The 11,982-nt window shown below is 73.0% G+C and carries 8 protein-coding genes; 7 read left to right on the top strand and 1 reads right to left on the bottom strand.

Going from position 1 to position 11,982, the window contains the following annotated elements; genetic code table 11:
* Positions 1–28 precede the first annotated feature (28 nt).
* Positions 29–1,057 carry an ATPase BagA gene (gene bagA, locus AC5L35_RS07695; protein WP_495058859.1) on the top strand — a complete coding sequence of 343 codons (1,029 nt, stop codon included), beginning with the start codon at positions 29–31 and terminating at the stop codon, positions 1,055–1,057.
* Positions 1,054–2,247 carry an ATPase BagB gene (gene bagB, locus AC5L35_RS07690; RefSeq protein WP_495058858.1) on the top strand — a complete coding sequence of 398 codons (1,194 nt, stop codon included), beginning with the start codon at positions 1,054–1,056 and terminating at the stop codon, positions 2,245–2,247. Before bagA ends, bagB begins: the two co-directional genes overlap by 4 nt.
* 11 nt (positions 2,248–2,258) lie before the next feature.
* Here the strand turns inward: bagB and AC5L35_RS07685 are convergent, their stop codons facing one another.
* Positions 2,259–2,612: a WhiB family transcriptional regulator gene (locus AC5L35_RS07685; protein WP_495058857.1), complete on the bottom strand. Its 354-nt coding sequence runs from the start codon at positions 2,610–2,612 to the stop codon at positions 2,259–2,261.
* Between the two features lie 155 nt (positions 2,613–2,767).
* Here AC5L35_RS07685 and AC5L35_RS07680 point away from each other — a divergent pair, with 155 nt between their 5' ends.
* The 5 genes from AC5L35_RS07680 (at position 2,768) to AC5L35_RS07660 (ending at position 11,843) form a co-directional block, all read left to right on the top strand.
* Positions 2,768–5,203: a penicillin-binding protein gene (locus AC5L35_RS07680; protein ID WP_495058856.1), complete on the top strand. Its 2,436-nt coding sequence runs from the start codon at positions 2,768–2,770 to the stop codon at positions 5,201–5,203.
* 93 nt (positions 5,204–5,296) lie between these two features.
* On the top strand, positions 5,297–5,596 hold the full coding sequence (locus AC5L35_RS07675; RefSeq protein ID WP_495058855.1) for a hypothetical protein: 300 nt from the start codon (positions 5,297–5,299) through the stop codon (positions 5,594–5,596).
* Positions 5,597–5,811: 215 nt separating this feature from the next.
* A complete protein-coding gene (locus AC5L35_RS07670) occupies positions 5,812–7,836 on the top strand; it encodes a bifunctional MFS transporter/dTMP kinase (protein ID WP_495058854.1) in 2,025 nt (674 codons plus the stop codon).
* A gap of 10 nt (positions 7,837–7,846) precedes the next feature.
* Complete coding sequence (locus AC5L35_RS07665) at positions 7,847–8,998, top strand: DNA polymerase III subunit delta' (protein WP_495058853.1); 1,152 nt, start codon at positions 7,847–7,849, stop codon at positions 8,996–8,998.
* A gap of 34 nt (positions 8,999–9,032) precedes the next feature.
* Positions 9,033–11,843 carry a LuxR C-terminal-related transcriptional regulator gene (locus AC5L35_RS07660; protein WP_495058852.1) on the top strand — a complete coding sequence of 937 codons (2,811 nt, stop codon included), beginning with the start codon at positions 9,033–9,035 and terminating at the stop codon, positions 11,841–11,843.
* Positions 11,844–11,982: the final 139 nt, after the last annotated feature.

The following is an 11,982-nucleotide window of genomic DNA, read 5'->3' as shown; positions in this document are numbered from 1 at the left end:
CGGACGCAAGCTCCGTAACCTGACAGACGTGACGTCTTCCGCGTGGCCTGCCGCGCTGTCCGCGGCCCGCCTGCATGTCGTCTCCGGCAAGGGCGGCACCGGCAAGACCACGGTGGCCGCTGCGCTGGCGCTGGCACTGGCTTCCGGGGGGCGGCGCACGCTGCTCATCGAGGTGGAGGGGCGCCAAGGCATCGCCCAGCTCTTCGACACGCCTCCGCTGCCGTACGAGGAGCGCAAGATCGCCGTGGCTCCCGGCGGTGGGGAGGTCAGGGCCCTCGCCGTGGACGCCGAGGCGGCGCTCCTGGAGTACTTCGAGCTGTTCTACCGGCTGGGGATGGCCGGGCGCACGCTGCGCCGGATGGGTGCAATCGAGTTCGCCACCACCCTGGCCCCCGGCCTGCGCGACGTGCTGCTCACCGGCAAGGCGAAGGAGTGCGTGAACCGCCGCGGGCCCGACGGGCAGCCCGTCTACGACGCCGTGGTGCTCGACGCCCCGCCCACCGGTCGAGTGGTGAGCTTCCTCGACGTCACGAAGGCGATGGCCGACCTCGCGAAGAGCGGGCCCATCCACAGCCAGGCCGCCGGGGTGGTGCAGGTGCTGCACTCGGAGCTGACCGCTGTCCACCTGGTGACGTTGCTGGAGGATCTGCCGGTGACCGAGACGCTCGAGACCGTGGACGAGCTGGCCGCCACCGGCTTCCCCATGGGCGCCGTGATCGTCAACCGGGTGCGGCCGCAGTGGCTCCCCGACCGCTCCGTGGCGGCTGCCGCGAACGGCCGGGTGGACGCCGAGCGGATCCGCGCCGGACTGTCGACGGCCGGCCTCGACCTTCCTCCGGACGTGATCGACGGCCTGGTCGCCGAGACCGTCGACCACGCGGTGCGGGTGCACGCGGAGGCCAACGCCCTTGCCCGGCTCGACGAGGGGCCGCCGCTGCCCCGTCTGGAGCTGCCCCAGCTGGTGGACGGCGTGGACCTCGGCTCGCTCTACGAGCTGGCGGAGACACTCGTCGAACAGGGCGTCTCGGTGCCCACGCTGAGCGGGGCCTACGCATGAGCCCGGGCCGGGTCCCTCCCGTGCTGGACGTGGACGCGCTGCTCGACGACCGCGACACGCGCGTGGTGGTCTGCTGCGGCTCCGGCGGCGTCGGCAAGACCACCACGTCGGCCGCACTGGCGCTGCGGGCCGCCGAGCGCGGCAGGCGCACGGTGGTGCTCACCATCGACCCGGCCCGACGGCTCGCCCAGGCGCTGGGCCTGGAGGCGCTCAGCAACGAGCCCGGCCGCGTGGCGGCCGTCGGCGGCGGCGATGAGCCGGGCGAGCTGCACGCGATGATGCTGGACATGCGGCGGACCTTCGACGAGATGGTCTACACCCATGCCGAGCCCGGACGCGCCGAGTCGATCATCGACAACCCCTTCTACCAGACCATCTCCTCCTCGTTCTCCGGCACGCAGGAGTACATGGCGATGGAGAAGCTGGGCCAGCTCGCGGCCACCGGTGAGTGGGACCTGATCGTGGTGGACACCCCGCCGTCCCGCTCGGCGCTGGACTTCCTCGACGCGCCGCAGCGGATGTCGAACTTCCTCGACGGCCGGATGATCCGGCTGCTGTCGGCTCCCGCGCGGGCGGGCGGGCGGGGCCTTCGCAAGATCGTGGGGGCCGGCTTCACGCTGTTCGCCAAGGCGGTGTCCACGATCCTGGGTGGCCAGCTGCTGGCCGACGCCTCGGCGTTCGTGCAGGCGTTCGACACGATGTTCGGCGGGTTCCGCGAGCGCGCCACGGCCACGTACGCCCTGCTGCGCTCGCCCGGCACCGCGTTCCTGGTGATCGCCGCCCCGGAACCGGACGCCCTGCGCGAGGCGGCCTACTTCGTGGACCGGCTCTCCGCCGACGAGATGCCGCTCGCGGGTCTGGTGCTCAACCGCACCCATCCCGTGCGGGCGCAGCTGTCGGCGACGAAGGCGCGCGACGTCGCCGATGGACTGCGAGGTGCACCGCTGGCGGCCGCGGTGCTCCGGTTGCACGCCGATCGGGTGGACCTCGCCGAGCGCGAGGAACGCCTGCTCTCCCGGTTCACCAGCGCACACCCTGCCGTTGCCGTGACCAAGGTGCCGGTGGTGGCAGGCGACGTGAGCGACCTCGACGGGCTCCGCGAGGTGGGCACCCGGCTCGCGGCGGGCGACGAGGTCCCCGAGGGCCGCACCGCCACGGAGCGGCCGCTGCGCTCGGCCAGGGCCCGGTAGCCGACCGGCCGTCACGCGGACTCCTCCAGCTCCTCCGGCTCCTGCTCCAGCACTCTGGCGAGCGCGTCGGCCGTCTCCTCCGCGGCCGACGCGTAGTGCGCGGTGCGGGCGTCGGCGAGCAGCTCGGCCCACGACCCCACCTCGGGCCGGGTGCGCAGCAGCGCGCGCCGCTCCCGTTCGGTCATACCGCCCCAGACGCCGAACTCGATGCGCTGGTCGAGCGCATGCGCCAGGCACTCCGTGCGGACCGGGCAGGCACGGCAGAACCGGCGCGCCTCCCGCTGCCTGGCCCCGGTCACGAACAGCCCGTCGGCGTCGACCGCCCGGCACCGAGCCGCCACCCGCCAGTTCCACCGACCCGCCATGGCTCCCGCTCCTCCTCCTGAAGTCGTGATCGTCACGACCGGCACAGACGGATTCTGGGAGCCATCGGTTCCACGTGGAACCGAGCAAAACTACTCAAGTCGGTTGAAGGCGACCTGACGGAAGGACCACGCGCATCCGCGTACCCTCAACGCCCGTGAGCTCTCGGCGACATCTCCTGCGACCAGCGGGCCTGCTACTCGGACTCTGCGTGCTCGCCGGGCTGATCGCCGCGGGGATGGCGTACCCCGTCGCTGCCGGTCTCGGGTTGGCATCCAGCGATGTGGGGGACAGCGTCAACAGTGTCTCCACCGACCTGGTGGACGAGCCGCTGCCGCAGACCAGCACGGTCACCGACTCCGCAGGCGTCCCCATCGCCCGGTTCTTCGAGCAGAACCAGAACCGGCGGCCCGTCGCGGCGGGGGAGATCTCGCCCGCCATGAAGGCCGCGATCGTCGCGGTGGAGGACCGGCGTTTCTACCAGCACCAGGGCGTCGACTGGCAGGGCACGCTGCGGGCCCTCGTCGCCAACTCGGCCTCCGGTGACGTCGTGCAGGGCGCGTCCACGCTCACCCAGCAGTACGTGAAGAACTACATGCTCTACGTCGAGGCGGAGACCGAGACCGAGCAGCTCAAGGCCACCGAGCAGACCCCGGCCCGCAAGCTCAAGGAAGCTCAGATCGCACTGCAGATGGAGCAGGCGCTGAGCAAGGAGGAGATCCTCACCCGCTACCTGAACATCGTCTCGTTCGGCAACGGGGCCGCCGGGATCGCCTCTGCGGCACGCATCTACTTCGACACCACCCCCGACCAGCTCACGGTGGCGCAGTCGGCCCTGCTCTCGGGGATGGTGCGCAGCACCACGGCGTTCGACCCGGTCACGAAGCCGGAGGCCGCGCTGGAGCGGCGCAACCTCGTCATCCTCCAGATGCGTGACCAGCAGATGATCGACGAGGCGCAGACGCAGGCCGCACTGGCCGCACCGCTGGGCGTGGTCAGCCCGCTGCGGAGCCAGCCCAACGGGTGTATCGGGGCGGGCGACGCGGGGTTCTTCTGCAAGTACGTGGCCGACTACCTCAGCGAGGCCGGGTTCTCCCAGGAGCAGCTCAACCGCGGCGGCTACACCATCAAGACCACCCTCGACCGCAACGTCCTGGACAAGATGAGGGCCTCGCTCATCGCGGAGGTCCCGCCGGACCAGCCCAACGTCGCCAACGTCATGTCGGTCGTGCAGCCGGGGCAGGACAAGCACCGCGTGCTCGGCATGGCATCGAGCCGCAACTTCGGCCTGGACGCCGAGGCGATGGAGACGAGCTACGGGCTGCCCTTCGAGCCGGTCAACCTGGGTGCCGGGTCCACCTACAAGATCTTCACCGCGTCCACGGCGCTGGAGAAGGGGCTGGGCATCAACTACCAGCTCGCCGTGCCGCCGAGCGGCTACGCCTCGCCGATCTACGTCGACGGCAACGGTCGTCCGCTGCCCGTCCAGAACGCGAGCAGTGGGCTCCCGGAGCGCCTGTCGCTGACCGATGCGCTCGCGCTCTCGCCCAACACGGCGTTCATCAAGCTCGAGGAGTTCACCGGGGTACCCGACGTGGTCGACATGGCCGTGCGGCTGGGCATGCGCTCGCTGGCCACCACCCCGTTCGTGGACCCGGGCACCGGACGCGCCACCGACCGCTCGATCGCCGAGGTCACCAAGGCGCAGAAGCAGGCGTCCTTCACGCTCGGGGTGAGCCCGACGAGTGTGCTGGAGCTGTCCAACGTCGGTGCCACCCTCGCCAGTGCGGGCAAGTGGTGCCCGCCCAGCCCGATCGAGTCCATCACCGACCCGGCAGGCAACCCCGTCCCCGTCACCGAGGCCCCCTGCCAGCAGGCCGTCGAGCCGGGGCTGGCCAACGCGATGATGAACGCGCTGAGCAAGGACGACATCAGCGGCACCTCGGCGGCGGCGGCGCGCCAGGTCGGCTGGAACCGGCCGATGGCGGGCAAGACCGGTACCACGCAGCAGCACAAGTCGGCTGCGTTCGTCGGCGTCGTCCCCCAGATGTCCGGGGCCGTGATCGCCTTCGACAACTCCAGCTCGCCCCGGCCGCTCTGCGACGGCGCCGGCTCGCCGTTCGCCTGCCGCAGCGGCAACATCTTCGGAGGCAAGACGCCTGCCGAGACGTGGTTCGGCGCGATGAAGCCCCTGCTCGAGGGGCAGCCCGTGGAGCCGCTGCCGCCCGTGGAGCAGCGGTACCTGGAGGGTGGTGCCGAGTCGCGCGTCCCCGACGTCGTCGGCCGCAGCCAGAACGACGCGCGCGGTGTCCTGGAGCGGGCCGGCTGGACCGTCTCCACCCGCACGGTCGACAACGCGGCGGCTCGCGGGACCGTGATCGGGCAGAGCCCGCGCGGCACCGCACTGCCCGGCGAGGTCATCGTGCTGAGCATCAGCAGCGGATCCGTGCCGCCACCGCCCGCGGCTCCGAGTGCGCCCCCGCAGGCGGGTCAGCCGCCAGGTGGCCAGACCCCGCCCACTCAGGACGGCGGCAACGGCGACGGCGACGGAAGCGGCGACGGTGACGGCGGCGACGAGGACGACGGCGGCTGATCGGGTGGTCCGCCTGCCCGACGGTGTGGTCGGTGTGCCGCGTTCCGGTCGGCCTGCCCCGGTTCGTCCGCCCCGGGCCTAACATCCGCCCCCATGACTCCGGGGCCGGGTGATGCACCGTTCGACCGGGAGGGCAGCCCGCCGTTCCGCGCACCTTCCGACGAGGCCGAACGGCGCGGGGCGGCAGCCTCGTCGTCCCGGGCCGGGCCGCCCGGCCGTACCGCCGGACCCGGCCGCCCGGAGGCCCGCCCTCCCGTGGTCGAGGAGATCGCCGTTCTCGGCTTCTCCCGGCACCTCAGGAGCCGGATCGGTGCCCGGCTGTTCACCTGGTTCTTCGTGCTCGTGTTCGCCCTGATCCTCGTCCAGCTGGTCGCCTCCCTCCTCCAGCCGTAGGACGGTCCCCCGGGTGCGGCACTCCTGTGAAGTCCGGAGAAAGGGCTGAGAAGGCGCTGTGAGTGACGCGCCCGGATGCGAATGAAATCGATCCGTCCCGCTACCCTGGTCGATCGACGGCGGCCACCGGTCCGCCGCAGGCCGGCCCGGTGCGCGGCCGCCTGCCGAGGAGGTGAGGAGCGATCGGTTCCGAGTCCGCTCCGACCAATGCGCGTATGCCGGAGCTGTCGGCGCCCACCTCGCACCGCGTGCGCAGTGTGCTGGCGATCCCCGCGTTCCGCCGGTTGTGGCTGGTCACATCGGTCTCGGCCACCTGCGACTGGCTGAGCCTGCTGGCGCTGTCCGCGCTGGCCACCCAGCTCACCAGCGGCTACCAGGCGCAGAGCTTCGCGCTGGGCGGCGTCGTCGCCACGAAGCTGCTGCCTGCCCTGGTCCTCGGGCCGCTCGCGGGTGCGCTCGCCGACAAGTTCGACCGGCGCCGGGTGATGGTCGTCTGCGACCTGCTGCGGTTCGGCCTGTTCGTGTCGATCCCGCTGCTGGGCTCGCTGTGGTGGCTGTTCGTCGCCACGTTCCTCATCGAGATCTGCGCGTTGTTCTGGATCCCGTCGAAGGACGCCTCCGTACCCAACCTGCTGCGCAGGCCCGACCAGGTCGAGACGGCCAACCAGCTCGCGCTGGTCATGACCTACGGCGTCGCGGTGATCACGGGTGCCGGTCTGTTCACGCTGCTCTCCAGCGCCGGCTCGTTCTTCGGCGGCTCGGCGCTGTCGATGGTGTTCGTGGCGCTGGTCCTGAGCGGGTTCGCCTACCTGGTCATCGCGATCACCGTCTGGTTCCGCATCCCGGAGATCTCCGGCCGCGCGATCGGCAACCGTGCTGTCGCGCCCGGCGTGCTCGCCATGATGCGCGACGGCGCGGCGTTCGTCGTGCGCACTCCGATGATGCGCGGCCTCGTGTTCGGCATCGTCGGGGCCTTCGCGGCCGGTGGCACCGTCGTGGGCTCGGCCACGCTCTACGCGGCCAGCCTCGGTGGTGGCAACGCCGCGTACGGCGTGCTGTTCGCCGCCGTGTTCGTCGGGCTCGCGCTCGGGATGGGGTCCGCGCCACGGCTGGCGCGTCGCCTCCCGCACAACCGGCTGTTCGGCGCCGCGATCGTCGCCGCCGGGTTGGCGCTGGTGTTGGTGGCCATCGCGCCGCACCTGTTCGTGGCGATCTTCGCGGTCATGCTCGTCGGTGGCTTCGCCGGCATCGCGTTCCTCACCGGTCTCACGATCATCGGCTCGCAGGTGGCCGACGAGATCCGCGGCCGGATCGTGGCGTTCGTGCAGTCGATCGTCCGGCTCACCCTGCTCGGGTCGATGGCGCTCGTGCCGTTGTTCGTGGGTCTGGTGAGCGCCCGGCACATCGAGGTGCTCGGCTACCCGTTCCTCGTCGACGGCACCCGCGTCGTGATGCTGATGGGCGGTCTCATCGCGGCGGGCGTGGGCATGCTCGCCTACCGGCAGATGGACGACCGTCGCACCGAGCCGATCCTGCCCGACCTGCTCGCCGCGCTGCGTCGCGGCGACCCGCGCTCCGGCACCGGCCTGCTGATCGCCGTCGAGGGAGCCCCCGCGGAGGCCACCACCGAGCAGGCCGCTCGGCTGGCCACGCGGCTGCGCGAGGCCGGGCATGTCGTGGTCGTGCTCGACGACGGTGAGCGCGACCGTGAGCGATGGGCCGCCGCCACCCGGGAAGCGGCGCTGTCGGGCAGGCGGGCGAAGGCGCTCGCGGCGGCAGCGGTGCGCGCCGATCAGGTCGAACGGGTCGTCCGCCCGGCGCTGGAGAGCGGTGCGGTGGTGGTGGTCGACCGCTTCCTGATGAGTCCGCTGGTGCAGTTCGGCGTGGCAGCCGACCGGGCGCAGGCCGAACTCGACCACGGTGAGCTGGAGAACCTCGCGGCGTGGGCCACCGGCAGGCTGCGCCCCGACGTGTCCGTACTGCTCGACCGCGCTCCCGAGGAGCCCCCCACCGAGGCCCGTGGCATCTCCGGTGAGGAGCACGTCCGGGTGCAGCGGCTTCTCACCCGCATGGCGGCCGCCGAGCCCCACCGGTATGTCGTCGTCGACGCCGACGGCACGCCCGACGCGGTGGCCGACCGGGTCTACGGCGGCATCCAGCCGCTCCTGCCCCAGCGGTCGGCCGCTTCGGCCGATGACGAGGTCCCGCAGGCCCCGGCCCCGGCTCCCACCGCGCCGTGACGGTCCGGCCATGACCGTGTGGGACGAGGTCGTCGGCCAGCCGTCCGCCGTCGCCGAACTCAGCGCCGCCGCAGAGAACCCTGCCGCGATGACCCACGCGTGGCTGTTCACCGGCCCCCCTGGATCTGGGCGGTCGGTGGCGGCACGGGCGTTCGCGGCCGCGCTGCAGTGCCCGCTCCACGGGTGCGGGCAATGCCAGTCCTGCCACACGGTGATGGCGAGCACCCACTCCGACGTGCGGGAGGTCGTCCCGGAGGGGTTGTCGATCTCGGTGCGGTCGATGCGGCAGCTCGTGCAGTCGGCCGCCCGGCGTCCGGTGAGCGGGCGCTACCAGATCCTGATCATCACCGATGCCGACCGGCTCACCGAGAACGCCGCCAACGCGCTGCTCAAGTTCATCGAGGAACCCCCCGACCAGACGATCTTCCTGCTGTGCGCACCGTCCGACCACCCGGAGGACGTCCAGATCACGATCCGCTCGCGGTGCCGCCCGGTGCCGCTGCGCACGCCGGCGCCCGACGCCATCGCCGACGTGCTGGTGCGTCGCGACGGGATCGACGCGGAGACGGCGGGCTGGGCCGCGTCGGTCGCGGGCGGCCACGTCGGCCGGGCCCGCAGGCTGGCCCGCGACGCCGACGCCCGCAAGTACCGCGAGACCGTGCTGTCGCTGCCGATGCGGATCCGCGGGCTGGGCGACGCGTTCGCCTACGCCGGTGAGCTGGTGCGCAACGCGAAGGCCGAGGCCACCGAGCTGAGCGAGACCCGCGATGCCACCGAGCGCGAGGAACTGGCGGTCGCCATGGGCGCCGGCGGTGTGGGCAAGGGGGTCGCCGCGGCCGCCCGGGGGGCGAAGGCGGCGGAGAAGGACCTGGAGCGCCAGCAGAAGTCGCGCAACACCCGCACCCAGCGCGACGCGATCGACCGCGCACTGGTCGACCTGGCCGGGTTCTTCCGCGACACGCTGGTGGCGGGCAGTGGCGCGCAAGTGGCCCTGACCAACCCCGACCGCTCCGCCGACATCCGGCGCGCCGCCGCCGAGTGGTCGCCCGAGTCGGTGCTGCGGAGGCTGGAGGCCGTGCTGGCCTGCCGCACGGCGCTCGACCAGAACGTCAAGCCCGAGATCGCCGTCGAGTCGATGATGACGGCCCTGCATCGGGGTTGATCAGGGGGTCGTACCTCCGGGCAGAATCACCCGCGTGAAGCAGGACGGGGTTGCGGAGGCGTCCATCTCTGTCCGTGAGGCGGAGGTGCTCGCCGCGGTCGGCGAACACCTCACCAACGCCGAGATCGCCACCCGCCTCTTCATCTCGATCCGCACGGTCGAGAGCCACGTGTCGTCCCTGCTGCGCAAGTTCGGGGCGAACGATCGGCGCGCCCTGTCGCTGCTCGCCGCGGAGCGGACGCGCGATCCCGCGCCGCCGTCCGGGGACACCTCCCGGCGGGTGGCCCCGTTGCCGTCGCCGCTCACGTCCTTCGTCGGGCGGACGAGCGAGCGGGCCGAGCTCGCGGCCGCCCTCCGCGGTCCCCGGCTCGTCACCGCCGTGGGGCCCGGCGGGGTCGGGAAGACGCGCCTCGCGCTGGCGGTGGCCGCCGATGTGAGTGGGCGGTTCGCCGACGGCGTGTGGTACGCCGATCTGGTCCCGGTGTCCGATCCCCTGATGGTCGCCTCAGCGGTGGCCGGGGCGATCGGGCTCGGCGAGCAGCAGGGGCGGTCGACGGACGACACGGTGCTCGCCTGGGCCGCCGACCGCCAGGCCCTGTTCGTGCTGGACAACTGCGAGCACCTGCTGGACGGGGTCGCGCTGCTGGTGGAGCGGCTGCTGGGGCGCAGCCCCGGGCTCGTCGTGCTGGCGACGAGCCGCGCGCGGCTGCTGCTGCCGTTCGAGCGGGTCGTCCCGGTGGTGGGGATGTCCGTCCCCGACGGGGACGATGCCGAGGGCGGTGACGCCACCACGCTCTTCGAGGAACGCGCCGCCGCCGCGGGCTTTCCGGTCACTGCCGCGGACCGGAGCCGGATCGCGCGGATCTGCCGCGGCCTGGACGGGGTGCCGCTGGCGATCGAGCTGGCGGCGGCCCGGTTGCCCTCGCTGGGGGTGGACGGGCTCGAGGCGGGTCTGGCCGACCGGCTCCAGCTGCTCACCGGCGCGCGCCGCGTCGACAGCAGGCACAGCTCCCTGCGGTCCATGCTGGACTGGAGCTACGCCCTGCTCGACGAGCAGGCGCAGGCGGTGCTGCGCCGGGCGGCGGTGTTCGCCGGGCCGTTCCGCGTCGAGGACGCGGCGGCGGTGGCCGGCTGGGCTCCCGTGGCGACACGCGACATCGGCGTGCTCCTGGCGGCGCTCGCCGACCACAGCCTGCTGGTGCCGACGACAGCGGCCGACGGCACCCGCTACCGGGTGCTGGAGGCCGTCCGTCAGTACGGTGCCGAACTCCTCGAGGACGCCGGGGAGCTCGTCGAGTGCCGGGTGCGGCATCTGCGCTGGTCGGGAGATGCGGGGGCGGCCCTGCTCGCCGACACCGACGTCGAGACCGTGACGTGGCGGACGACCTTCGACCCGCTCGCCGACGAGCTGCGCGCCGCCCTCGCCTGGTTCGCACCCCGCCCGGAGCATCGTCAGGTCGCCTACGAGGGAAAGGAGCTGCTCGCGGCCCTGTGCCACCGCCGCGGCCTGTCGAGAGAGGCGCAGTGGCGCTATGAGCAGGCGGCTGCGCTGGCCCCGGACGCCGCGCAGGCCGCCGTGGCTCTGCACATGGCGGCGGGAGCGGCGGAAGCGCAGCTGGCAGGCGAGGAGGCGATCCGGTTGCGCCGCGCCGCCGCGGCCGCGGCCCTGCGCGCGGACGACCCGGAGAGTGCCGCCCGGGACCTGGCACAGGCGGCAGAGTTGATGAACCGTGGCCCGGGTACCTTCGCCCACCCGGCGCCGCCGGACGAGGTGCGCGCGCTGCTGGACGAGGCCCGGCGGTACGCAGGCGACGACCTGGCCGCGCAGGCGCGGCTGGCCACGGCGGAGGCGTTCGTGGCACCCGAGACCGACCCGGGGGCGGCGCAGGCGGGGGAGCACGCGCTGGAGCTGGCGCGGCGAGCGGGTGACCGGCTGACGGAGAGCGCGGCTCTGGACCGGCTCACCACCGTGCAGCTCGCCGGGGGTGAGGCGCGTGCGGCGTTGGCGAGCGCGCTGCGGCGGATCGAGCTGCTGGCCCCGGTGGCGCTCGACGCCGACGCGGGCTTCGAGCTGTCCGACGCCCACATCATGGCGGTGGAGTCGGCGATCGCCGCAGGCGATCTCCACGAGGCGAGGCGGGTCGCCGAACGCGTCCGGGATCTGCCCCTGCACCGCGAGGTCGGCCACGTCGCGGTCGCGCGTCTGCTGACCGTGTCCCTCCTGGACGGTCATTGGGACGACGCGGTCGCTGCCGGTGAACGCTTCCGGGAGGGTTGGGAGCGGGCGGGCCGCCCGCGCGTCCCCACGCTCCGCCGTGCCGCTCACGCGGTGGCCACGGTGCACGGCCTGCGCGGGGAGACCGAGGGCCGCGCCGCCTGGTTGTCGATCTTCGATGCGCTGGAACCCCTGTGCCGTCCGCTCCACGACAGGAACCCTCGCGCGTTCTTCGACGCCCTCGTGCTGCTCCACCTGGGCCGGCCCGATGAGGCGTTGCGCCTGCTCGCCGTCACCCCGGACGAGATCCAAGGCTGGTACCAGGGGATCTGGCGCCCCTGGTACGGAGCGCTGTGGGTGGAGGCGGCGGTCCTCGCCGACCACCCGGACGCTGCCGAGCGGGCCGTGGCCGTCCGCCCGGCCATCGGCGACAACCCGGTCGCGGCCGCGATCGTCGACCGCGCTGTCGCTCTCGCCAACGGCGACCGGGAGGGTGTGCTCGCTGCGGCTCGTGCCCTGGAGGCCGCCGGTTGCCGCTACCAGTGGGCGCGCAGCCTCGTCCTCGCCGGAGGCGCCGAGCGGGCCCGAGGGGAGTCGGCGCTACGCGCGATGGGCGCAACGCTCGTCTGACACGCCGGCACGCACGGACGGCACTGACCAGCAGTTCCGTGTCCGCTCCGTGGCGGCCACGGATGTCCGGGGGCTCCGCGGAGCCCATTGTGGAACACGTCGCCCACCACCGGAAACAAGGACGTGACCACAGTGTTCA

The organism is Pseudonocardia sp. OZ21 (assembly GCF_059359135.1).
The sequence above is the reverse complement of the archived record's forward strand: the minus strand, read 5'-3'. Positions and strand labels throughout refer to the sequence as shown.